This is a genomic window from Microbacterium sp. F51-2R (genome assembly GCF_052180235.1).
GTDB lineage: Bacteria > Actinomycetota > Actinomycetes > Actinomycetales > Microbacteriaceae > Microbacterium.
The window spans coordinates 2,454,976-2,477,510 of sequence record NZ_CP197470.1 but is presented as its reverse complement, the minus strand read 5'-3'; the positions used below and the strand labels follow the sequence as shown (position 1 = coordinate 2,477,510).

18 protein-coding genes are annotated in these 22,535 nt (G+C 72.2%); 14 read left to right on the top strand and 4 right to left on the bottom strand.

What is annotated here, in order from left to right; all coding sequences use genetic code 11:
- Nucleotides 1–33 precede the first annotated feature (33 nt).
- The 4 genes from ACSBPH_RS11060 to ACSBPH_RS11045 are packed head-to-tail and all read left to right on the top strand — an operon-like array spanning nt 34 to nt 6,101.
- Nucleotides 34–1,113, top strand: a complete 1,080-nt coding sequence (locus ACSBPH_RS11060; RefSeq protein ID WP_442574390.1) for an XdhC family protein — start codon at nt 34–36, stop codon at nt 1,111–1,113.
- Between the two features lie 46 nt (nt 1,114–1,159).
- Nucleotides 1,160–2,518 carry an 8-oxoguanine deaminase gene (locus ACSBPH_RS11055; protein WP_442574389.1) on the top strand — a complete coding sequence of 453 codons (1,359 nt, stop codon included), beginning with the start codon at nt 1,160–1,162 and terminating at the stop codon, nt 2,516–2,518.
- A gap of 11 nt (nt 2,519–2,529) precedes the next feature.
- The gene (locus ACSBPH_RS11050; protein WP_442574388.1) at nt 2,530–3,360 is read left to right on the top strand and encodes an FAD binding domain-containing protein; all 831 of its coding nucleotides are present in this window, start codon (nt 2,530–2,532) and stop codon (nt 3,358–3,360) included.
- Nucleotides 3,357–6,101 (top strand): molybdopterin-dependent oxidoreductase, encoded by a 2,745-nt coding sequence (locus tag ACSBPH_RS11045; RefSeq protein ID WP_442574387.1) that lies wholly within the window; start codon nt 3,357–3,359, stop codon nt 6,099–6,101. The genes ACSBPH_RS11050 and ACSBPH_RS11045 overlap by 4 nt, the downstream gene beginning before the upstream one ends.
- 162 nt (nt 6,102–6,263) lie before the next feature.
- Here the strand turns inward: ACSBPH_RS11045 and ACSBPH_RS11040 are convergent, their stop codons facing one another.
- A complete protein-coding gene (locus ACSBPH_RS11040) occupies nt 6,264–6,785 on the bottom strand; it encodes an adenine phosphoribosyltransferase (RefSeq protein ID WP_442574386.1) in 522 nt (173 codons plus the stop codon).
- Nucleotides 6,786–6,859: 74 nt separating this feature from the next.
- On the opposite strand from ACSBPH_RS11040, the gene ACSBPH_RS11035 reads away from it, so the two are divergent.
- The 10 genes from ACSBPH_RS11035 to ACSBPH_RS10990 all read left to right on the top strand — a co-directional run bounded on the left by ACSBPH_RS11035 (nt 6,860) and on the right by ACSBPH_RS10990 (nt 19,865).
- Complete coding sequence (locus ACSBPH_RS11035; RefSeq protein ID WP_442574385.1) at nt 6,860–8,539, top strand: glycoside hydrolase family 13 protein; 1,680 nt, start codon at nt 6,860–6,862, stop codon at nt 8,537–8,539.
- 145 nt (nt 8,540–8,684) lie between these two features.
- Complete coding sequence (locus tag ACSBPH_RS11030) at nt 8,685–9,695, top strand: LacI family DNA-binding transcriptional regulator (RefSeq protein WP_442574384.1); 1,011 nt, start codon at nt 8,685–8,687, stop codon at nt 9,693–9,695.
- A 51-nt stretch (nt 9,696–9,746) separates the two neighbouring features.
- Nucleotides 9,747–10,988 (top strand): amidohydrolase, encoded by a 1,242-nt coding sequence (locus ACSBPH_RS11025; protein ID WP_442574383.1) that lies wholly within the window; start codon nt 9,747–9,749, stop codon nt 10,986–10,988.
- Nucleotides 10,989–11,167: 179 nt separating this feature from the next.
- Nucleotides 11,168–13,144 (top strand): APC family permease, encoded by a 1,977-nt coding sequence (locus tag ACSBPH_RS11020; protein WP_442577293.1) that lies wholly within the window; start codon nt 11,168–11,170, stop codon nt 13,142–13,144.
- Between the two features lie 76 nt (nt 13,145–13,220).
- On the top strand, nt 13,221–14,516 hold the full coding sequence (locus ACSBPH_RS11015; protein WP_442574382.1) for a SufS family cysteine desulfurase: 1,296 nt from the start codon (nt 13,221–13,223) through the stop codon (nt 14,514–14,516).
- Nucleotides 14,513–14,965, top strand: a complete 453-nt coding sequence (gene sufU / locus ACSBPH_RS11010; protein ID WP_442574381.1) for a Fe-S cluster assembly sulfur transfer protein SufU — start codon at nt 14,513–14,515, stop codon at nt 14,963–14,965. The genes ACSBPH_RS11015 and sufU overlap by 4 nt, the downstream gene beginning before the upstream one ends.
- Nucleotides 14,966–15,107: 142 nt before the next feature.
- On the top strand, nt 15,108–15,260 hold the full coding sequence (locus ACSBPH_RS11005; RefSeq protein WP_442574380.1) for a potassium-transporting ATPase subunit C: 153 nt from the start codon (nt 15,108–15,110) through the stop codon (nt 15,258–15,260).
- A 19-nt stretch (nt 15,261–15,279) separates the two neighbouring features.
- Nucleotides 15,280–17,811: a DUF4118 domain-containing protein gene (locus ACSBPH_RS11000; protein ID WP_442574379.1), complete on the top strand. Its 2,532-nt coding sequence runs from the start codon at nt 15,280–15,282 to the stop codon at nt 17,809–17,811.
- Complete coding sequence (locus ACSBPH_RS10995) at nt 17,808–18,500, top strand: response regulator (RefSeq protein WP_442574378.1); 693 nt, start codon at nt 17,808–17,810, stop codon at nt 18,498–18,500. Before ACSBPH_RS11000 ends, ACSBPH_RS10995 begins: the two co-directional genes overlap by 4 nt.
- A gap of 402 nt (nt 18,501–18,902) precedes the next feature.
- Nucleotides 18,903–19,865 (top strand): hypothetical protein, encoded by a 963-nt coding sequence (locus ACSBPH_RS10990; RefSeq protein WP_442574377.1) that lies wholly within the window; start codon nt 18,903–18,905, stop codon nt 19,863–19,865.
- 166 nt (nt 19,866–20,031) lie between these two features.
- Here the strand turns inward: ACSBPH_RS10990 and ACSBPH_RS10985 are convergent, their stop codons facing one another.
- The 3 genes from ACSBPH_RS10985 to ACSBPH_RS10975 all read right to left on the bottom strand — a co-directional run bounded on the left by ACSBPH_RS10985 (nt 20,032) and on the right by ACSBPH_RS10975 (nt 22,401).
- Entirely contained in the window at nt 20,032–20,928 is an 897-nt protein-coding gene (locus ACSBPH_RS10985) for a TerC family protein (RefSeq protein ID WP_442574376.1), read from the bottom strand.
- 119 nt (nt 20,929–21,047) lie between these two features.
- The gene (locus ACSBPH_RS10980; RefSeq protein ID WP_442574375.1) at nt 21,048–22,031 is read right to left on the bottom strand and encodes an SRPBCC family protein; all 984 of its coding nucleotides are present in this window, start codon (nt 22,029–22,031) and stop codon (nt 21,048–21,050) included.
- 1 nt (nt 22,032) lies between these two features.
- The gene (locus tag ACSBPH_RS10975; RefSeq protein WP_442574374.1) at nt 22,033–22,401 is read right to left on the bottom strand and encodes an ArsR/SmtB family transcription factor; all 369 of its coding nucleotides are present in this window, start codon (nt 22,399–22,401) and stop codon (nt 22,033–22,035) included.
- Nucleotides 22,402–22,535 lie beyond the last annotated feature (134 nt).

Genomic DNA, 22,535 nt, shown 5'->3' with positions numbered 1-22,535 from the left:
CCTGCCCCTTCCCCGCGCCGTTAGGGTGACGCCATGCTCGAATTGACCCGCGACCTCCTCCCGGTGCTGCGAGGCGGTGAAGCGGTGGCGGTCGTGACGGTCATGAGAGTCGCCCGGAGCGCGCCGCGCGGCGTCGGCGCGTCGATGGCGGTCACGCGCGACGGCGCCGTCATCGGGTCGATCTCGGGAGGCTGCGTCGAGGGCGAATCGGTGGCCCTCGCCCTCGCCGTCCTCGCGACGGGCCGAACGCGCACCGCGAGCTTCGGCTTCACCGACGAGACCGCGCACGCAGCGGGGCTCGCGTGCGGCGGTTCGGTCGAGGTGCTGGCGTACCGGATCGAGCCGACGGATGCCGCGGCCCTCTCCGCCCTCGAAGACGCGGCCGCCGACCGCGCCGTCACCGTCACGGTCGGCCTCGACGGCACCGTCGCGCGCGTCGCCGGCAGACCGGACGCCTCGACACCCCTCGGCGCGTGCGTCCTCGCGCGCGAGAGCCGTCTTCTCCCCGGCGAGCAGCCGCTCCTCGTCCTTTCGGCGGCGCCCCGCCCGCGGCTCATCGTCGTCGGGGCCGGCGAGCACGCCGCGGCCCTGTGCCGCATCGCCGCCGCCGCGGGGTGGCGCGTGTCGGTCTGCGACGTGTGGCCGCTCCTGGTCACCGCGGAGCGCTTCCCCACCGCCGACGACGTCGTCGCCGCGACGCCGCACGAGTGGCTCGCCTCGCTCGATCCCGAGGGGCTCGACGCGCGCACGGCGGTCTGCGTGCTCACGCACGACGAACGCGTCGACGTGCCCGCTATCGCGACGGCCCTCGCGCTCCCCGTCGGCTTCGTCGGCGCCATGGGAGCCCGGTCGACCGTCGCGCACCGCCTGAACCTGCTCCGCGAGCGCGGCCTCGACGACGTGACCCTCGCGCGGCTCCACTCGCCCCTCGGCCTCGACCTCGGCGGCGGCACGCCCGAGGAGTGCGCCCTCTCCGTCCTCGCCGAGATCGTCGCGTCGCGGCACGGCGGGTCGGGCGCCCCGCTGCGCGAGGGCTCCGGGCCGCTGCACCGGCGGGACGAGGCATCCGTCCCCGTCAGCTGTGCGCCCCCGGCGGAAGTCCGGTCGACGTGACAGGCCTCGGGGATGAGGCGGTCGGAGTACACGAGAGGTTCTGGGGATGACGCGCACGATCATCGAGGGCGGCTACGTGTCGACCGTCGACGCCGCGGGGACCGAGCACCGGGAGGGCTATGTCGTCGTCGACGACGGCCTGATCGCGGCGGTCGGCGAGGGGACGGCCCCCGCCCCGCTGCGGGAGGGCGCCGACATCGTCGCCGCGAACGGATGCCTCGTCACGCCGGGCCTCGTCAACACCCACCATCACCTGTATCAGTGGCTGACGCGCGGCTACGCGCAGGACGCGATCCTCTTCGACTGGCTCACGGCGCTGTACCCGCTGTGGTCGCAGATCGACGCCGACCTCACCCGCGCGGGCGCCGCCGGCGCCATGGCCGTGCTGGCCCGTTCGGGCTGCACGACCGTCGGCGACCACCACTACATCTTCCCGAGGGGCTCGGGCGACATCGTCGGCGCGATCGTCGAGTCGGCGGCGCGCGTGGGGGTGCGCCTGCACGCCACGCGCGGCTCGATGGACCTGGGTGCCTCGCAGGGCGGCCTTCCCCCGGATTTCGCGGTGGAGACGACGGATGCCGCGCTCACGGCCTCGCAGGAGGCGGTGGAGCGCTGGCACGACCCGTCGTTCGGCTCGCTCGTGCATGTCGCCGTCGCGCCGTGCTCGCCCTTCTCGGTGACGGCCGACCTCCTCCGCGAGGCCGCCGTGCTCGCGCGGTCGCTCGGCGTGCGGCTGCACACCCACGCCTCCGAGACGGTCGAGGAGGACGCCTACTGCGCCGAGCACTTCGGCAAGACCCCCACGCAGTACCTGGAGGACCTCGGCTGGCTGGGCGAGGACGTGTGGATGGCGCACGGAGTGCACCTGGATGCGCCGGCGATCTCGCGCTACGCCGCGACCGGCACCGGCGTCGCGCACTGCCCCTCGTCCAACGGGAGACTGGCGGCGGGCATCGCGCCCGTGCACGATCTGCTGCAGGCGGGGGTCCCCGTCGGGCTCGGCGTCGACGGCGCGGCCTCGAACGAATCGGGTCAGCTCGGCGTCGAGATCCGCCAGGCCGTGCTCATGAACCGCTTGCGCACCGGCGCCGATTCCTTCAGCGTGCGCGACGGGCTGCGGGCGGCGACGGTGGGCGGGGCCCGCGTCCTCGGCCGTGACGCCGAGATCGGCTCGCTCGAAGCGGGAAAGCTCGCCGACATCGCCGTCTGGCGCGTCGACGGCGTCGAGCACGCCGGCATCCTCGATCCCGTGGCCGCGCTGGGGCTCGGCGCCCTGCCGCCGCTGCATCGCCTGTTCGTCGGCGGGAGGTCGGTCGTCGCCGAGGGCGAGCTGGTGACGGCGGAGGAGCCCGTCATCGCCGAAGAGGTGGCCGCGGCCTCACGAGCACTCGCGGCGCGGGCGTAGCGGGGGACCCCATGGACATCGACACCGTCACGAGCTTCCGCCGCGCCCGCACGCGCGCCGACCTCGCGCTGGCGCCGGGCGAGACCTTCCTCGCCGGCGGGACGTGGCTCATGAGCGAGCCGCAGCCGGATACGACCGGCTTCGTCGACCTCACGACCCTCGGGTGGCCGGCCCTCGAGGTCTCGCCGGAGGGCCTCCGCATCGGCGCCACGTGCACCATCGCGCACTTCGTCGCATGGGCACAGGGACGGGCGGCGGATGCCTCGGCCCCACCCGCCGACTGGACGGCGCTTCGAATCGTGCCCGACGCGGCGAACGCGCTCCTCGCATCCTTCAAGATCTGGAACACCGCGACCGTCGGCGGCAACATCTGCCAGTCCTTCTCGGCGGCGGCCATGGTGGCCCTCGCCGCGGGACTCGACGGCATCGCGGTCGTGTGGACGCCGGACGGCGGCGAACGCCGCGTCGGCGTCGCCGACCTCATGACGGGGAACGCGACGAACGACCTCGTCCGCGGCGAGGTCGTCCGCGCCATCGAGCTGCCGGCCCGGGCCCTGAGGTCGCGCGCGCGGCTCGCGAAGATCGCCCTCGCCGAGCACGGACGGTCGGGGGCGGTCGTGACGGCCCGCGTCGACGAGGACGGCTCGTCGGTCTTCGGCGTGACCGCGGCGACCCTCACCCCCGCCGTGCTGCGGTACGACGCACTGCCCACGGCGGACCGTCTCGCCGCGGACGTCGCGTCGGCGCGGGGCTACTACACCGATCCGCTCGGCGCGGCCGACTGGCGGCGTGCCGTCTCGGGCGTGCTCGCCGAGCGCCTTCGCAGGGAGCTGGCGGCATGAGGTTCGAGATCAACGGCGAGACCGTCGAGGCCGAGGCGCGGCCGGGGCAGTGCCTGCGCACGCTGCTGCGCGAGCAGGGTCATCACGAGGTCAAGAAGGGCTGCGACGCGGGGGACTGCGGCGCGTGCGCCGTGAGCCTGGACGGCGCACCCGTGCACTCGTGCCTCATCCCGGCGCCGCGGGTCGACGGCTCGCAGATCACGACGGCGAGCGGCCTCGCCCCCGGCGACGAGCTCCACCCGGTGCAAGAGGCGCTCATCGAGCACTTCGGCTTCCAGTGCGGCTTCTGCACGCCCGGCATGGCGGTCACGGCCTCGACGCTGACGGCCGACGACCTCCCCGACCTCGACCGCCGCATGAAGGGCAGCCTCTGCCGCTGCACGGGCTACCGGCCGATCCGCGAAGCGATCACCGCGGCGGTGCTCGGCCCCGTGCGCGAGACCGGGAGCGGCCGGGACGAGGCATCCGATCAGCGAGTGGGGCGCTCGGTCACTCCGGAACCCGCCCGGGGCGTCGTGCAGGGGCTCGAGCCCTTCACGTTCGACACCGCGGTGCCCGGCACCCTCGTGCTGCGGGTGCTCGGGTCGCCGCATCCGCACGCGCGCATCACGCGGATCGACACGTCGGAGGCCCAGGCGGTGGCCGGCGTCGTCGCGGTCTTCACCCACGAAGACGTGCCGGCGCGGCGGTACTCCAGCGCCCGGCACGAGCATCGCGAAGACGACCCCGACGACCTCCGGCTCCTCGACGACGTCGTCCGCCACGTGGGCCAGCGGGTCGCGGCGGTCGTGGCCGAGACGACGGCCGCCGCGGAGGAGGGGCTTCGCCGCATCCGCGTCGAGTACGAGGTGCTCCCCGCCGTCTTCGATCCCGACGAGGCACGGAGCGCGGGTGCACCCCTCGTGCACCCGGGCCTCACTCCCGACGACCGCGTCGCAGAGGCGTCGCGCAACGTCGTCGCCGCTCTTCACGACGGCTTCGGCGGCGACGTCGAGGCGGCCCTCGCCGCGAGCGAGGTCACGGTGAGCGGCACGTGGCAGACGCAGCGCGTCTCACACGCGCAGCTCGAGACGCACGGCTCGATCGGCTGGCTCGACGATGACGGACGGCTCGTCATCCGTTCGAGCACCCAGGTGCCGTTCCTGACACGCGACGAGCTCGCGCGGCTCTTCGACCTGCCGCGCGACCGCGTGCGGGTCTTCGCCGCGCGCGTCGGCGGCGGGTTCGGCAGCAAGCAGGAGATCTTCACGGAAGACCTCGTCGCCCTCGCGGTGCTGCGCACGGGCCGGCCCGTGGCGTACGAGTTCTCGCGCACCGACCAGTTCCGCCGCGCATCGCTGCGTCATCCCATGCGGGTCTCGGTCTCGCTCGGCGCGACCGGCGACGGCACCCTCACGGCGATGAAGGTCGACGTGCTGAGCGACACGGGCGCCTACGGCAATCACGCGATCGGCGTGCTGATGCACTCCTGCGCGGAGTCGATCGCCGTCTACCGCTGCCCGATCAAGCGCGTCGACGCCGAGGTCGTCTACACGAACAACGTGCCGTCGGGCGCCTTCCGCGGCTACGGGCTCGGCCAGGTGATCCTCGGCATCGAGTCGGCGATGGACATGCTCGCCGACCGCCTGGGGATGGACCCCTTCGCGCTGCGGCGGCGCAACGTCGTGCAGGAGGGGGATCGGCTGCACGAGACCGACGACGATTACGAGGGCGACCTCGTGTGGGGCAGCTACGGCCTCGACCAGTGCCTCGACCTCGCCGAGTCGGCGCTCGCGCGCGGCAACGGCGTGCAGGCGCCACCCGGCTGGCTCGTCGGGGAGGGCATGGCCCTCGGGATGCTGTCGACCATGGCCCCCGGCGGTCATATCTCGCAGACGACGGCGACCCTCCGGCCCGACGGCACCTTCGCCCTCGCGGTCGGCACGGCGGAGTTCGGCAACGGCACGACCACCGTGCACCGGCAGATCGCCGCGACGGTGCTCGAGGCATCCTTCGACCGTCTTGTGCTTCGGAACGCCGACACCGATGCCGTCCGCCACGACACGGGGGCCTTCGCGTCCGCCGGGATCACGGTGGCAGGCAAAGCGCTGCACGCGGCCTGCACGACGCTCCGGTCACGGATGCTGCGGATCGCCGCGGATCTCGCGGACGCCGACCCCGACGACTGCGACCTGACGAGCGAGGGCGTCCGCACACCGGCCGGAACGGTCGGCTTCGCGCAGGTCGTCGACGCCGCGCCCGAGGCGGAGCGCTCGGCGGAGGGGCTCGTCGCCGACGGGCGGGAGTTCGGCGATCTCCGGTCGCTGGCCTTCAACGTGCACGCGTCCCGCGTCGCGGTCGACCCCGAGACCGGCACGGTGCGGGTGCTGCAGTCGGTGCAGGCCGCCGACGCCGGGTTCGTCATGAACCCCGCGCAGTGCCGCGGGCAGGTCGAAGGAGGCGCCGCGCAAGGGATCGGCAGCGCGCTCTACGAGGAGGTCTTCGTCGAGGACGGCCACGTGCAGAACCCCGTCTTCCGGCTGTACCGCGTGCCGCAGATGGCCGACGTGCCCGACACGGAGGTGTACTTCGCGACGACGTCGGATGCCCTGGGACCCTTCGGGGCGAAGTCGATGAGCGAATCCCCGTACAACCCCGTCGCCCCCGCGATCGGAAACGCCATCTCACGGGCCCTCGGCACGCGGGTGTTCGAACAGCCGTTCTCGCGCGACCGGGTCTGGCGCGCCGCCAACGGGTACTGACGCGGGAGGCTGTCCCCGCCACCCGCCCGCGGGGTGGGGAACTCCGCGCGCGGAGGGGAGGTTCTCACCGGATGGGAGGTCCGGAACGCGGCGTGTCCATCCTCCCTTCCCGTGAGCCCCTCCCGTCCCACAGGGGGTCGCGGGGTGGATGGTGGGGGTGGGTCAGGCGTGGAAGAGCGAGTGCACGTCGCCCACGACCTCGCGGCCGCCGAGGGCGTCGAGCTCCATGAGCACGCTCGTGCCGACGACCGTCCCGCCCAGCTGGGAGACGAGGGAATGGGCGGCCACGAGCGTTCCGCCGGTCGCGAGCACGTCGTCCACGAGCAGCACCCGCATGCCGTCGCGGATGTCGTCGTGGGCCTCGATCGTCGCCTCGCCGTACTCGAGGGAGTAGGAGACGGATGCCGCGGGCCGGGGCAGCTTGCCCGCCTTGCGGATCGGGGCGAGGCCCACGCCGGCCGCGATGGCGACGGCGCCGGCGAGGATGAAGCCGCGGGCCTCGATCCCCGCGACGACCTCGAACTCGCCCGCGAAGGGCTCGATCATGGCGTCGATGCAGGCGCGGAGGGCCGCGGCATCCGCCAGCAGAGGCGTGATGTCGCGGAACAGCACTCCCGGCTCCGGATAGTCGGGGATCGTCCGGATGAGCGACTCGGCGTGCGCGAGCTCGGGGGATGAAGTCACCGCACCACGCTACTCGGCGCACTCATCACCCACTCCCGGCAAACGATGTAAGCGCTTGCAGTACCCTGTTCTGCATGACTTCGCCCGAAATCGATCTCGCTGACGCGCACACGGCCGTTCCCGGCGCCGAGTGGTGGCGCACCGCCGTGATCTACCAGATCTATCCGCGCTCGTTCTCCGACAGCTCCGGCGACGGCATCGGAGACCTCCCCGGCATCACGTCGCGCCTCGACGACCTGAAGACCCTCGGCGTCGACGCCCTGTGGCTCAGCCCCTTCCAGCGCTCCCCCCAGAAGGACGCCGGCTACGACGTCGCCGACTACTGCGACGTCGACCCGCTCTTCGGCACGCTCGCCGACTTCGACAGAATGCTCGCGCAGGCCCACGACCGCGGCATCCGCATCATCGTCGACCTCGTCCCCAACCACTCCTCCGACCAGCACGAGTGGTTCCAGGAGGCGCTGGCCGCCGGTCCCGGCAGCCGCGAGCGCGCGCGCTACCTCTTCCGCGACGGCAAGGGCCTCGACGGCGACGTGCCGCCGAACAACTGGGAGTCCGTCTTCGGCGGCCCCGCGTGGACGCGCGTCATCGAGGCCGACGGCACGCTCGGCCAGTGGTACCTGCACCTCTTCGACTCCTCGCAGCCCGACTTCGACTGGTCGAACCCCGAGGTGCGCGAGGAGTTCCGCCGCATCCTGCGCTTCTGGCTCGACCGGGGCGTCGACGGGTTCCGCGTCGACGTCGCGCACGGACTCATCAAGGCCGAAGGCCTCCCCGACTACGCGCCGCACCCCGAGGGCGGCTCGATGGGCGGCGACGAGGCCGACGTGCCGTACTGGGGCCAGGACGGCGTGCACGAGATCTACCGCGACTGGCACGAGGTGCTCGCCGAGTACGACGGCGACCGCGCCCTCTGCGCCGAGGCGTGGCTGCCCACGCCCGACCAGACGGCGCTGTGGGTGCGTCCCGACGAGATGCACCAGGCCTTCAACTTCGCCTACCTCGAGACGGGATGGGATGCCGCGGCCCTCCGCGCCGTGATCGCCGAGTCGCTGCGTGCCTACGGCGCCGTCGGCGCCCCGAGCACGTGGGTGCTCTCGAACCACGACGTCGTGCGCCACGCCTCGCGCCTCGCGCTCACGGCGGAGAACCCGCAGGGACACGGCATCGGACCCGACTCGGTCGGCAAGCCGATCCCCGACGTGGGCCTGCGCCGCGCCCGCGCCGCGACGACCGTCATGCTGGGCCTTCCGGGCTCGGCCTACCTCTTCCAGGGCGAGGAGCTCGGCCTTCCCGAGGTCATCGACCTCGACGACGATGCGCGCCAGGACCCGACATGGTTCCGCACCGGCGGCGAGCGCTACGGCCGTGACGGATGCCGCGTCCCCATCCCGTGGTCGTCGGACGATCCCGCGTACGGCTTCAGCCCGACGGGCGCGTCGTGGCTTCCGCAGCCGGCGGAGTGGGCAACCCTCGCACGTGACGTGCAGGCGGGGGACGAGGCATCCACCCTCTCGCTGTACAGATCGCTGCTCGCGGCCCGCCGTGCGCGCCACCTCGGCGAAGGGTCGCTCGAGTGGCTCGACGGCTTCGAAGACCAGGTGCTGGCATTCCGCAACGGGAATGTGACGGTCGTCGCGAACACCGGCGACACACCCGTGGCGCTCCCGGACGGTATCGTGATCGCGGCGAGCGGCCCGCTCGGTCAGGCCACGATCCCGGCCGACACCGCCGTCTGGCTCGCCGACGACTGACGGCGAAGGTGCGGGGCGGTACGCCGCCCCGCACCGCCGCCGGCGCAGTCGGCATGGGGAGCCCGAGCCGAGGACGGCGAGGCGCCGGGCCGCGAAGCGGCAAGGCAGCCTGGCTCGAGACGGCAGGGCAGAGAGGGGTGACGGCGTGGTCAGCATCGACGAGGTCGCTCGCGCAGCGGGCGTGTCGACGGCGACGGTCTCGCGCGCGCTGAGCGGGCGCGGACACGTGTCGGACCCCACTCGCGCCCGCGTCGAGGCGGCGGCCAAGAGCCTCGGCTACGTCGTCTCGGCCTCGGCGTCGAGCCTCGCGTCGGGCCGCACGCGCAACATCGGCGTGCTCGTGCCGTTCCTCGACCGTTGGTTCTTCAGCACGGTGCTGAGCGGCATCGCGACGGCCCTGCAGCGCCGGGGGTACGACATCACGCTCTACACCCTGACCGCCGACCGCTCGCAGCGGCGCGAGATCTTCGAGACGTTCCTGCGCCGCCAGCGGATCGACGGCGTCATCGCCATCTCGATCGAGCTCGGCGAGGAGGAGACCGACCTCCTGCTCGAACTGGGCCTGCCGGTCATCGCGATCGGCGGACCCAACGCCAAGCTCGCGACCCTGACGGTCGACGACCTCACCGTCGCGCGGCTGGCCACCGACCACCTCATCGCACTCGGGCACCACGCGATCGCGCACATCGGCGCGAGTCCCGAGTTCGACGTCGACTTCCACATCCCGACCCAGCGCCGCCAGGGCTTCGCGCAGGCGATGGCGGATGCGGGGCTCCCGACGCGTCCGGAGCTCTACGAGCCCGCCGACTTCACCATCGAAGGCGGGTTCCGCGCCGCCAAGCAGATCCTCGGACGCCCGGGCGCCCATCCGACGGCGATCTTCGCCGCCTCGGACGAGATGGCGATCGGCGCGCTCCTGGCCGCGCGCGAGCTCGGCTACCGCGTGCCGGAAGACCTCTCGGTCATCGGCATCGACGGCCACGAGCTCGGCGAGTTCTTCCGCCTCACCACGGTCGACCAGTTCCCGCTCGGCCAGGGCGAGCGCGCGGCAGACGCGATCCTCGGGGAACTCGAGGCGCCCGGCGGGCGCGCCGAGCGCTCCGACCTGCCGTTCGAGCTCATCGTGCGCGGGTCGACGAGCCGCCCGCAGTCCTGACCGGCGCACCGACCCGGAGCGCCGTCGGGGGCGCGGGTTAGGCTCGGGGTCATGACGATCGATCTCGAAGCCCTGTACATCGACCTGCACCGGCATCCCGAGCTCTCGTTCCAGGAGACCCGCACGGCGGGGATCGTCACTCAGCGTCTGACCGAGCTCGGGCTCGAGTTCGAGGAGGGCGTGGGCAGGACGGGAGTCGCCACCGTCATCCGCAACGGCGACGGCCCCGTGATCTGGCTGCGCGCCGACATGGACGGGCTCCCCGTCGAGGAGCGCACGGGCCTCGCCTACGCCTCGACCGCCCGTGGCGTCGACCCCTCCGGCACCGACGTTCCCGTCATGCACGCGTGCGGCCACGACATGCACGTCACGTGCCTCCTCGGCGCCCTCGAGCGCCTCACGCAGACGAAGGACGAATGGTCGGGAACCGTCGTCGCCGTCTTCCAGCCCGCCGAGGAGTACGGCGCGGGAGCGCAGGCCATGATCGCCGACGGCGTGCTCGACCGCTTCCCCCGGCCCGACATCGTGCTCGGCCAGCACCTCACCCCGCTTCCGGCCGGCACGATCGGCGTGCGCTCGGGCACGCAGATGGCCGCCTCCGACGGCCTCACCGTCCTCCTCTACGGTCGCGGCGGCCACGGTTCGCGCCCGCACTCCACGATCGACCCCGTCGTCATGGCGGCGGCGACCGTCATGCGCCTGCAGACCGTCGTGTCACGGGAGGTCGACCCGCGCGACGTCGCCGTCGTCACGGTCGGCTCGATCCACGCGGGCCTCAAGAACAACATCATCCCGGCTGAGGCGAAGCTGGAGCTGAGCCTGCGCTACCCCGACGACGAGGCCCGTGCCCGCGTGCTGGAGAAGGTCGAGCGCATCGTGCGCGCCGAGGCCGCGGCATCCGGAGCCGAACAGGAACCCCTCATCACGACCGACCACACGCTCCCGCCGACGATCAACGACGTGGCGGCGACCGAGCGCCTCACGGCCGCCTTCGACGGCGCGTTCGGCCAGGGCACCGTCGTGGACCCGGGCATGTTCACCGGCAGTGAAGACGTCTCGTGGTTCGCGCGCGAGACGGGGGCGCCCCTCGTGTACTGGTTCTGGGGCGGTGTCGACCCCGCCGCCTACGCCGAGGCATCCGCTGCGGGAACCCTCGAGCGCGACATCCCGACCAATCACTCGCCCTTCTTCGCGCCGGTGCTGCACCCGACCATCGAGCGCGGCGTCGACGCCCTCGTCGTCGCGGCGCGGGAGTTCCTCTCCGCCTCCGGATCCGACCGACCCGAGGCGTAAGGAAAACGTAAGGATGGCCGTCCCGATGCGGCCTCGCGGTTTCCATACGAGTAACATCGCCCGCCGTGACGAACGATAGTCGCGAGCCCGGCTCGGCGGAGTCGCCCATCGCGAAACGCATCCTCCTCGGCGACCCGCTGTCGTCGGCCGCGGCCGACGAACATCTCCTGCCGAAGAAGATGGCGCTGCCGATCTTCGCGTCGGACGCGCTGTCGTCGGTGGCGTATGCCCCGCAGGAACTCCTCATGATCCTGCTCACCGGAGGCCTCGCCTTCCTCGCGTTCAGCCCGTGGATCGCGCTGGCCGTCGTGGTGCTGCTGATCGTCGTCGTCGTGAGCTATCGCCAGCTCATCAAGGCCTATCCCTCGGGCGGCGGCGACTACGAGGTGGCGCGCAAGAACCTCGGCGAGGTGCCCGGTGTCGTCGTCGCCTCGGCGCTCCTCGTCGACTACGTCCTGACGGTCGCGGTGTCGGTGTCGTCGGGTGTCGACAACATCATCTCTGCCCTGCCGTTCCTCAACGGGGTGCGCGTCGAGCTCGCCGTGGCCTGCGTGATCCTCATCGTCGTCGTCAACCTCCGCGGCGTGCGCGAGGCGTCGCTCGTCTTCGCCATCCCGACCTACGTCTTCATCGCCTCCGTCGGCGTCATGATCGTCGTCGGCCTCTTCGAGACGGCGATCGGCAATCCGCCCGTCGCCTCCAGCGCGCAGTACGCCGTGCAGGCCGAAGACCTGACACAGGCCGCCGTCATCCTTCTCGTGCTGCGCGCGTTCTCCAGCGGCTGTTCCGCCCTCACCGGCGTCGAGGCGGTCTCCAACGGCGTGCCGGCCTTCCGTCGCCCGAAGGTCCGCAACGCCCAGACGACGCTGAGTCTCATGGGCGGCATCGCGATCCTGCTCTTCGCGGGGCTCACGGCGCTCGCGCTGATCTCGGGCGTCCATTACGCCGAGAACCCGTGCAACCTCGTCGGCTTCGACTGCACCGCGCTCGTGCAGCCGAGCCTCATGGCGCAGGTGGCCGCCGCGACGTTCGGCATGGGCTCGATCCCGTTCTACGTCATCCAGGCGGCCACGGCGCTCGTCCTGCTCCTCGCGGCGAACACGGCCTTCAACGGCTTCCCGCTGCTCGGATCGGTGCTCGCCCGCGACGGCTACGCCCCGAAGGCGCTCAACACCCGCGGCGACCGCCTCGTGTACTCCAACGGCATGATCATCCTGGGCATCGTGGCGATGGGCGTCATCGTCGTCTACCAGGCCAACCTCACGACCCTCATCCAGCTCTACATCATCGGCGTCTTCGTCTCGTTCTCGCTCGGGCAGATCGGAATGGTGCGGCACTGGAGACGGATGCTGCGCGAGACCACGCGCGTCGAGGCCCAGCGCGATCCCAAGGCCGCCGCAGAGCGCGCGAGCGCCGTGAAGGGCCTCATCATCAACACCCTCGGGGCGACGATGACCGTCTTCGTGCTCGTGATCGTCACGATCACGAAGTTCACGCACGGCGCCTACCTCGTCTTCCTCGCGATCCCGATCCTCGCGACGCTCATGATCGGCGTGAACCGGTACTACCGCGACGTCGAGCACGAGATCGAGATGACCGACAACGTGCACTTCGGATCGGCGGGCGACGTCGCGCTCATCCTCGTCAACCGTCTGCAGAAGCCTGTGGCGAAGGCGATCGACTACGCGCTCGCGGCCAAGCACGACAAGACGCTCGCGATCCACGTCGCCGTGACGAAGGAGGAGGCGAAGTCGCTGCAGGAGGAGTGGGAGCACCATCGCATGCCGATCCCGCTCGTCATCATCGAGTCGCCGTTCCGCACCTACGCGGGGCCCATCGCCGAGTTCATCAAGCAGTACCGGGCGAAACACGGCTCGACCGTCGTCACCGTCTACCTGCCGCAGTACATCGTGGGCCACTGGTGGGAGTCGCTCCTGCACAACCGCCGTGCGAGCCGCATCGGGCAGCAGCTCATGCTCGTCCACGGCGTGACGATCACGCTCGTGCCGTGGCTGCTCGACTCGTCGGAGCTCATCTACGGCCGCCGCTCGCGTCCGCTGCCGGGCCAGGAGCGCGCCGGGCGGCCGTTCGACCCGGCGATCGAGAAAGTGCCGGTCGTCGAGCGCTCGAGTCTCGAGAGACCCGACGACCTGTAGACGGATGCCGCGGCCGTCCCGGGCCGCCGACGAACGGCCGGGCCCGCCCCGGCGGCGTGCCGCGTAGCCTGGAAGGGTGACAACGGCACCCCCTCGCTCCGCGACGCTCGACCCCGAGACGCTCCGCGGCGACTTCCCGATCCTCGCGACGCGGGTCGGCGACAGCCCGCTGGTCTATCTCGACTCGGCCGCGACGGCCCAGCGGCCGCAGTCCGTCATCGACGCCGAGGTGTCGTTCCTCACGTCGGCGAACTCCGCCGTGCACCGCGGCGCGCACACCCTCGCCGCCGAGGCGACCGAGCTCTTCGAAGATGCCCGCGCCGCCGTCGCCGGATTCGTCCACGCCGCCCCCGAACAGCTCGTCTGGACGAGCGGCGCGACGGCGGGCCTCAACCTCGTCGCCTACGCCATCGGCAACGCGAGCCTCGGCCGCGGCGGAGAAGCGGCGCGGCGCTTCGCGCTGGCCGCAGGCGACGAGCTCGTCGTCACCGAGTCCGAGCACCACGCCAACCTCATCCCGTGGCAGGAGCTCGCCGCGCGCACCGGAGCGAGGCTGCGGCACATCACGGTCCACGACGACGGGACGATCGATCTCGAAGCCGCTGCCGCGGTCATCGGCGAACGCACCCGCCTCGTCGCCTTCCCCCACGTGTCGAACGTCCTCGGCATCGTCAACCCCGTCGCCGAGCTCGTCGCGCTCGCGAAGGCCGCGGGCGCCCTCACGGTGCTCGACGCGTGCCAGTCCGCGCCGCACCTCCCCCTCGACCTCCCCGCCCTCGACGTCGACCTCGCCGTCTTCTCGGGGCACAAGATGCTCGGGCCGAACGCCATCGGCGGGTTCTACGGCCGGGCCGACGTGCTCGAGGCCCTGCCGCCGTTCCTCACGGGCGGCTCCATGATCACGACGGTGACCCTCGACGAGGCCGAGTACCTCCCGCCGCCGCAGCGCTTCGAGGCGGGCACCCAGCCCGTCTCGCAGGCGATCGGCCTCGCCGCCGCGGTCCGCTACCTCGACGCCCTGGGCATGGACGCCGTGCAGGCGCATGAAACGCTGCTCGAGCGGCGGCTGCGTGACGGGCTGCGGTCGGTCCCCGGCATCCGTCTCCTCGGCGACGCACCCGAGGGCATCGACCGCGTCGCCCTCGCGGCCTTCGACGTCGACGGCGTGCACGCGCACGACGTGGGGCAATTCCTCGACGCGCGAGGCATCGCGGTGCGGGTCGGACACCACTGCGCGCAGCCGCTGCACCGCCGCCTCGGGCTCACCGCGTCGGTGCGCGCCTCGGCGTCGGTCTACACGACCGTGGCCGACATCGATGAGTTCCTCGACGCCGTCTCGGGCGTCCGCGCGTACTTCGGAGCCGGCCGATGAGCGGGCTCGACGCGCTCTACCAGGACGTCATCCTCGACCACTCCAAGCGCCGCTTCGGCTACGGCCTCGCCGAGGAGACCGAGGGCTTCGCCTCGGCGACCTCGCACCAGCGCAACCCCGTCTGCGGCGACGACATCACCCTCCGCGTCCGGCTCGAGGGCGACGTCGTGCGCGACGTCACGTGGGAGGGCGCGGGGTGCGCCATCTCGCAGTCGTCGGCGTCGATGCTGGCATCGCTCATCGCGGAGGACGAGGGGATGCCGCGTGCCGAGGCATCCGCCCTCGTCGACGGATTCCGCGAGGCGCTCCGCTCACGCGGCACGATCGCGCTCGACGAGGAGGTGTACTCGGATGCCGCGGCCCTGAGCGGCGTCTCGAAGTACACCGCGCGCGTCAAGTGCGCGATGCTCGCGTGGGTCGCCTTCGAGGACGCGCTCGGCCGGGCCTGACGTCCGCCCCGGATCGACCCCGGGATACACGAGCGCTACATGAATCTGCGAGCGCGCCACAGATCTCCGTAGCCCTCGCAGGTTTCTGTGGCGGTCGGCATTTCTCTCGGCCCGCATCAGCCCGGAGTACGCGCTCCTGCAGGTGCCGAGGATCGCGGCGGCACGAGGCATCCGTCCCTCCCTCGTCCGCGAGCTCGTCGCGCAGCACACGCAGCAGCGCGATCTCGGATTCCTCGGGGAGCCGCGGGTCGACGTGCTCGAGCTCGATCTCGCCCTCGATGCGGCGGGCCGATGAGCGGATCTAAGGTGAAGGCATGAAGCGGGGGCGTCTTCGCGTGCTGCTGGGCGCCGCTCCCGGCGTCGGCAAGACGTACGAGATGCTCCAGGAGGGTCGCCGGCTCCGCGCCGACGGGCGCGATGTCGTGATCGGCCTCGTCGAGACGCACGGCCGCGCCGCGACGGCCGCGCTCATCGAGGGGCTGCCGGTCGTCGCGCGACGGACCGTGCGGCACCGCGATGTCGAGCTCAGCGAGCTCGACGTCGAGGCGGTCAAGGAGCGGCATCCCGAGATCGCCCTCGTCGACGAGCTCGCGCACACCAACGCCCCGGGGTCGCGGCACGCCAAGCGCTGGCAGGACGTGCAGGAGCTCCTCGACGACGGCATCGACGTCATCACGACCGTCAACGTGCAGCACATCGAATCGCTCGGCGACGTCGTCGAGCAGATCACGGGGGTCGCGCAGCGCGAGACGGTTCCGGATGCCGTGGTCCGAGGCGCCGATCAGGTCGAGGTCGTCGATCTCGCCCCGCCGTCGCTGCGCGACCGGCTCTCGGCCGGTCTGGTCTATCCCGCCGAGCGGATCGACGCCGCGCTGTCGAACTACTTCCGCCTGGGCAACCTCACCGCCCTGCGTGAGCTCGCGCTCCTCTGGCTCGCCGACGAGGTCGACAGCGCCCTCAAGCTCTACCGCGCCGAGCACGGCATCACGGGCACGTGGCAGGCGCGCGAGCGCGTCGTCGTCGCGCTCACGGGCGGGCCCGAGGGCGAGACGCTCCTCCGCCGGGGTGCGCGGATCGCCGCCCGCTCAGCCGGCGGCGAGGTGCTCGCCGTGCACGTCTCGAGCCAGGACGGCCTGCGTTCGGCGACGCCCGGAGCGCTCGCACAGCAGCGGCTGCTCGTCGAGTCGCTCGGCGGTACCTACCACCAGGTCGTCGGCGACGACGTGCCGCGCGCGCTCGTCGAGTTCGCCCGGTCGGTCAACGCGACGCAGCTCGTCATCGGAGCGAGCCGGCGCGGGCGGCTCGCCGCCCTCCTCACGGGTGCGGGGATCGGCGCGACCGTCGTGCGGGAGTCGGGCGACATCGACGTGCACATCGTCACGCACGCCGCCGCAGCCCGCGGGCTGCACCTGCCGCGCGTGACGGGCGGCGCGCTCAGCCTCAAGCGCCGCCTCCTCGGCTTCGCCGTCGCGCTCGTGGGCGGCCCGCTCCTGTCGTGGCTCCTCTACGCGACCTCGAACAGCGACTCCATCACCGCCGACGTGCTCGCGTACCAGCTGCTCGTCGTCGTTGTCGCCCTCGTCGGGGGCATCTGGCCCGCGCTCTTCGCCGCCGTGCTGTCGGGCCTGACGCTCGACTACCTCTTCATCGACCCCCTCTTCACCGTCACGATCGCCGACCCCGACCACGCGCTGTCGCTCGTGCTCTACATCGTCATCGCGATCCTCGTGAGCTGGGTCGTCGACCAGGCCGCGCGCCGTACGCGGGTGGCCCAGCGGGCGGCGGCCGAGTCGGAGCTGCTCGCGACCGTCGCCGGCAGCGTGCTGCGCGGCGAGAGCGCGATCCCCGCGCTCGTCAGCCGCGCGCGCGAAGCGTTCGGCATGACGGGCGTCCGCCTCGTCGCCGCCGACGGCGCCGTGCTCGCGACCGACGGCGAGCCCGTCCCCGACGAGCGCATGACCCGGCTCCCCGTGGGCGATCCCGCCGACCCGACGGCGTTCCTCGAGCTGCACGGAGCGGAACCGGATGCCTCCGCCCGCCGCCTCCTCGACGTCACCGTCGCTCAGCTCGGCGCCGCGCTCGAGCACTCCGCCCTCACCGAGACCGCGCGCGAGGCCGGCCTGCTCGCCGAGACCGACCAGGTGCGGACGGCGCTGCTCTCCGCGGTGAGCCACGACCTCCGCCGGCCCCTCGCCGCCGCCGTCGCCGCGATCGGGGGCCTGCGCGCCGCCGGCCCGGGGCTGAGCGCGGCCGATCGCGAGGAGCTCCTCGCGACGGCCGACGAGTCGCTCGCGACGCTGTCGGCGCTCGTCACCGACCTGCTCGACGTCAGCCGCGTCCAGGCGGGGGTGCTGGCCGTGTCGCTCTCGCCGGTCGATTCCGCCGGCACCATCCTCGCCGCCGTCGACGAGCTCGCCCTCGGCCCCGACGCCGTCGAGCTCGCCCTCGACCCCGACCTTCCCCCGCTGCGCGCCGACCCGGTGCTGCTGCAGCGCGTCGTGGTCAACGTCCTGGCGAACGCCGTGCGCTACACGGCCCCCGGCACGCGCGTGCGCCTCTCGACGAGCCGCCTCGGCGACCGCGCGCAGATCCGGGTCGTCGACCACGGCACGGGCGTCTCCCCCGAGCGCCAGGACGACATCTTCTCGCCGTTCCAGCGCCTGGGCGACACCGACAACACGACGGGCCTCGGCCTCGGTCTCGCCCTCTCGCGCGGATTCGCCGAGGGCATGGGCGCGACCCTGACCCCGGAAGACACGCCGGGCGGCGGGCTCACGATGGTCGTCGAGCTGCCCGTCGCCGAGGCATCCGCATTCCCCGTCCCCTCACCGGAGGCCGCCTCGTGAGGATCCTCATCGCCGACGACGACCCGCAGCTCGTCCGGGCCCTGCGCATCACGCTCGGCGCGCACGGATACGAGGTCGTCGCTGCGCCCGACGGTGCCGCGGCGATCGGGCTGGCGGCCCAGACGCACCCCGATATCGTGCTGCTGGATCTCGGGATGCCGCGCCTCGACGGCGTCGCGGTGATCCAGGGCCTCCGGGGCTGGACGAGCGTGCCGATCATCGTCGTGTCCGGCCGCACCGGCTCGGCCGACAAGGTCGAGGCGCTCGACGCGGGGGCCGACGACTACGTCACGAAGCCGTTCCAGATCGACGAGCTGCTCGCCCGGCTGCGCGCCCTGTCGCGACGGGCCGGAACCACCGGCGGAGAGCCCGTCGTCTCTTTCGCCGACGTCACGATCGACCTCGCGGCCAAGACGGTGACGCGCGCCGGAGCCCGCGTGCACCTCACGCCCACCGAGTGGCGGATGCTCGAGTTCCTCGCCCGCAACCCCGGCTCTCTCGTGACGCGCCAGAGCCTCCTCAAAGACATCTGGGGCACCGACCAGGTCGCCGACACGGGCTATCTGCGGCTGTACATGTCGCAGCTGCGCAAGAAGCTCGAGCCCGACCCCGCCCGGCCGGTGCACCTGGTAACCGAGTCCGGCATGGGCTATCGCCTCGTCCTCGCCCCGGCGCCCGACCCGGGCTGACCCCCGCCCCGTCCCGGCCCCGCGACCGCGAGCGCGCCCGTCCTCCGCCACGCCCCCGCGAGCGCGACCGCCCTCCGCCGCGCCCCCGCGAGCGCGACACAAACCTGCGAGCGCTACGTCGCACGACGCCGCGCTCGCCGCAAACTGTCGCCCTCGCCCGACCTCGACCGCGCCCGAGCCCCTCGGCCCGACACCCGCCTCCGGCTCCACCTCAGTCGCCCGGGTTGACCCCACCCCGCGAGCGCCACACAAACCTGCGAGCGCTACGTCGCACGACGCCGCGCTCGCCGCAAACTGTCGCCCTCGGCGCGCGGCTCCTCCCCAGGGGCGGCGGGCGGCGTGTTGTGCACCGGACGAAGCGACGACGGATGCCGCGACCGGCCTGAGCGCGAGGGTTGAGCGATGTCGTGGCTCGAGCATCCTCCGCTTTCCACCGTCTTCCGCCGCCGCGAGAACGACGGCGAGCCGGTCAACGATCGGCGGCTGCGCGCCCGGCTGCAAGCCGGCGATGTCGTGCGCATCGCGCCGGGCGCGTACGCGGACGGGGCCGAATGGAGGCGCCTGCGGCCACTCGAACGACACGCGCAGGTCGTGTGGGAGGCATCCGCACGACTGCGTCCCGGCCAGGTGTTCTCGCACTTCGCCGCGGCGGCGCTGCTCGGCATCGACATCCTCGGCCGATGGCCGGCGACCGTCGACGTCGCCGTTCCCGCCTCCAGCGGTGGCCGATCGACCGGCGCCGTCCGGCGGCACGCCACAAGTCGTGACGTGTCGACGGTGGTGTGGGGCGAGCACGCCGCCACGACGCCGCTGCAGACGGCGGTCGACCTGATCTCGATGCTGCGGTTGCCCGAGGGCGTGGCCGTCGCGGATCAGGCGCTCTGGCGCCGTCGTGAGCCGACGCCGCTCGTGACCCTCGACGACCTTCTCGTCGAGGCCTCCGATCGAAGCGGGCGCGGCTCCGCGCGAGCCTTGCGCGCCGCGCAGTTCGCGACCCCGCTCTCGGACAGTGTGCGCGAATCGCAGAGCCGTGTGCTGATCTCGCTGATGGGCTTTCCTCCGCCCGAGCTGCAGGCCAGGTTCGTCCTCTCGGCGGGGCGCGAGGCGTGGACCGACTTCTTCTGGCGGGATCACCGCCACATCGGCGAGTTCGACGGCGCCGGCAAGTACCGCGACCCCGCGCTTCTCCGGGGGCGGACGCCGGAGCAGGTCGTCCTCGAGGAGAAGGATCGCGAGGACGAGCTCCGACGCCAGGTGCGCGCCTTCTCGCGATGGCGGGTGCCCGCCCTGGCCGAGCCCCGGCGGCTGTACGACATCCTCGTCGCGGCTGGATTGCCCACGACTCGCCCCCGTCCCGGCCGGTGATCCGTGGGGCGGGGGCCGCGGCATCCGTTCTCGACTGCTACACAATCCTGCGAGCGCGCCGTCGCGCGACGTAGCGCTCGCAGGAAAGTGTGGCGCTCGGGGAGAGGGCACCAGCCCGAGGGCGGCCGGACGCGGGCCCCTGCCCAGAGCCCACCCGGCCGACCCGTCAGCCGAGCCCGCCGCGGTCGAGGTGCGGGCCGCCGCCCTCGACCGGCTTGCGCGAGAGGCCGACCGCGCCGGCGGCGGGGTCGTCCGACAGGGCCGCGGTCACGGCGACCGACTCGTCGATGCCGGGATACTGCGGCCGCAGCTGCACAGGCCGGCGCGTGCGCTGCTCGCGCTTGGCCTTGCGCGACGAGTACGCGAGGTTGAGCGCCTCGACGAACGCCGCGAAGACCATCGGCCCGTAGATGAAGGCCTTGTCGATCTTGAAGTGGAAGCCCTCGGCGATGAGGAAGACGCCGATGAGCAGGAGGAACGACAGCGCGAGCATCTTCACCGTGGGGTGCTTGTTGACGAACGCGAAGATGAAGCGCGACGCGAAGAGCATGATGCCGAACGACAGCACGACGACGGTGATGATCACGATCATGTTCGAGGTCATCCCCACCGCCGTGATGACCGAGTCGAGCGAGAAGACGATGTCGAGCAGGAGGATCTGCGCGATGACCGCGCCGAAAGTGATGCCGTTGCCGCCGCCGGAGGAGCCGTGTTCCTCCTCGGCGCCCTCGAGCTTGTGGTGGATCTCGGTGACGGCCTTGTAGACGAGGAAGAGCCCGCCCGCGATGAGGATGAAGTCCTTCCACGAGAAGTCGATGCCCCAGAGGGTCAGCACCGGCTCGGTGAGGGTGATGATCCAGCCCGCCAGGAAGACGAGCACGACGCGGATGAGCATCGCGAGGGTGAGGCCGAGGTTGCGGGCCCGCGCCTGCTGCTCGACGGGCAGCTTCGAGGCGAGGATCGAGATGAAGATGACGTTGTCGACGCCCAGGACCACCTCGAGGACGAAGAGCGTGAGGAAGACGGCGATCAGGTCGGGCGTGAGCTCGAGCGAGAAATCCATGGCGTCAGCCTAGGGGCGACGGTCCCACGCCCACCTGCGCCCGCCGCATCGCGGCCGCGCCGCACCTCGGGCGGAGTGACGGATGCCTCGGCCCGAGGCATCCGTCACCTTCTCCTCCGTCAGCCGACGCGCTCGAGAACACCCTCGAGGCGGCCGTAGCTGGCCTCCATGCCGTCGGTCATGCCCGTCGCGAGGACCATGTCGCGGGTCTCCTTGTCGGGGTACTCGATGACGAGCGTGATGAGCGTCGCGCCGTCCTCCTCGTCGAGGGTCAGATCGTTGAGCGTCGAGGGGAAGTCGGTGCCGGTCATGTGCTCGGTCGTCACGGCGCGCCGGGGAGCCTCCCACAGCAGCGTCTCGCCGTCGAACCCGAACTTCTCGCCCGGCATGCCCTCGAGGGGCTCCCACTCGTAGCGGTACCGTCCGCCGACGGCGGGGTCGATCTCGCACACCGACATGCGCCAGCCGTCGGGGCCGAGGAGCCACTGCCGCATGAGCTCGGGCTCCTGATGCGCGCGCCAGACGAGGTGGCGCGGCCCCTCGACCAGCCGCGTGATGCGCACGTGGGTGTCATCGAGGATCTCGGTCTGCGTGCCCTTGCCCGCCGAGTACTCGCGCAGGCCCGCCAGCACGCGGTCGAGCTGGTTGAAGGCCATCGTCGAGCCCTCGACGGCGCCCATCGCGACGACCTGCTCCAGCGCCTCCGCCGAGGTGAAGTAGGTCGTGTTGATCAGCTTCGAGCCCGCCGCGGTCGGCTCGAACGCGAAGACGACCCGCATCGTCGGCAGCCCGTCCGCGGGCGCGCCGCCGGCGTCGACGAAGGAGTCGAGCACCGCGAAGGCCCGGGGCTCGTCGATCTCGAGGAACTCCCACGAGCCGCCGGCCTTCTCGCCGCGGGGGCTCGTCATGTAGTAGTCGGCGCGGCCTCCGACGGCGAAGTCGAAGCGCGGGAACGTCGCGGGCCAGCCCGGAGGGCCCCAGAACCGCTCGAGCTGCGCGGGATCGGTGAACGCCTTCCAGAGGCGGTCGACGGATGCCGCGAACTCGGCCGTGAGGGTCATGGTGAGCGCTTCGTGGTCGGTCGTCACGTCGGTGACAGGCATGTCAGTCTCCTTCGTCAGAGGTGGTGGAGTGGGTGTCGTCTTCGGCGAGCAGCGCGTCGAGGCGGTCGACGCGGGCGCGCCACATCGCCTCGAAGCGGTCGAGCAGGGCACGGGCGCGGGCGATCATGTGCGGATCCGCCCGCACCAGCCGCTCGCGGCCCTCGGCGCGCTTGACGACGAGGCCTGCCGCCTCGAGTACCGCGACGTGCTTCTGCACCGCGGCGAACGACATGTCGTAGTCGCGCGCGAGCATCGACACCGACTGCTCCCGCTCGATCGTGCGACGCAGGATGTCTCGGCGCGTCGCCGCGGCGAGCGCGTGGAAGATCCGGTCGATCTCATCGTCTTCGAGCTCCGTATGTACAACCATTTGGTTGCACGTTAGCCCCCGGCATCCGTCCCGTCAAGAGCGACCTCCGCCGGGCGGAGGTTCCCACCGGAAGAGAGGTCGCCGGGGCGGCGTGTCGGCCCTCCCTTCCCGTGAGAACCTCCGCTCCGCGGAGC

Coding starts and splice junctions, on each gene's coding strand:
- ACSBPH_RS11035 (WP_442574385.1), top strand. CDS start 6,860: ATGACTTCGCCCGAAATCGATCTCGCTGACGCGCACACGGCCGTTCCC.
- ACSBPH_RS11060 (WP_442574390.1), top strand. CDS start 34: ATGCTCGAATTGACCCGCGACCTCCTCCCGGTGCTGCGAGGCGGTGAA.
- ACSBPH_RS10985 (WP_442574376.1), bottom strand. CDS start 20,928: ATGGATTTCTCGCTCGAGCTCACGCCCGACCTGATCGCCGTCTTCCTC.
- ACSBPH_RS11045 (WP_442574387.1), top strand. CDS start 3,357: ATGAGGTTCGAGATCAACGGCGAGACCGTCGAGGCCGAGGCGCGGCCG.
- ACSBPH_RS11025 (WP_442574383.1), top strand. CDS start 9,747: ATGACGATCGATCTCGAAGCCCTGTACATCGACCTGCACCGGCATCCC.
- ACSBPH_RS10975 (WP_442574374.1), bottom strand. CDS start 22,401: ATGGTTGTACATACGGAGCTCGAAGACGATGAGATCGACCGGATCTTC.
- ACSBPH_RS10990 (WP_442574377.1), top strand. CDS start 18,903: ATGTCGTGGCTCGAGCATCCTCCGCTTTCCACCGTCTTCCGCCGCCGC.
- ACSBPH_RS11020 (WP_442577293.1), top strand. CDS start 11,168: ATGGCGCTGCCGATCTTCGCGTCGGACGCGCTGTCGTCGGTGGCGTAT.
- ACSBPH_RS10980 (WP_442574375.1), bottom strand. CDS start 22,031: ATGCCTGTCACCGACGTGACGACCGACCACGAAGCGCTCACCATGACC.
- sufU (WP_442574381.1), top strand. CDS start 14,513: ATGAGCGGGCTCGACGCGCTCTACCAGGACGTCATCCTCGACCACTCC.
- ACSBPH_RS11055 (WP_442574389.1), top strand. CDS start 1,160: ATGACGCGCACGATCATCGAGGGCGGCTACGTGTCGACCGTCGACGCC.
- ACSBPH_RS11000 (WP_442574379.1), top strand. CDS start 15,280: ATGAAGCGGGGGCGTCTTCGCGTGCTGCTGGGCGCCGCTCCCGGCGTC.
- ACSBPH_RS11050 (WP_442574388.1), top strand. CDS start 2,530: ATGGACATCGACACCGTCACGAGCTTCCGCCGCGCCCGCACGCGCGCC.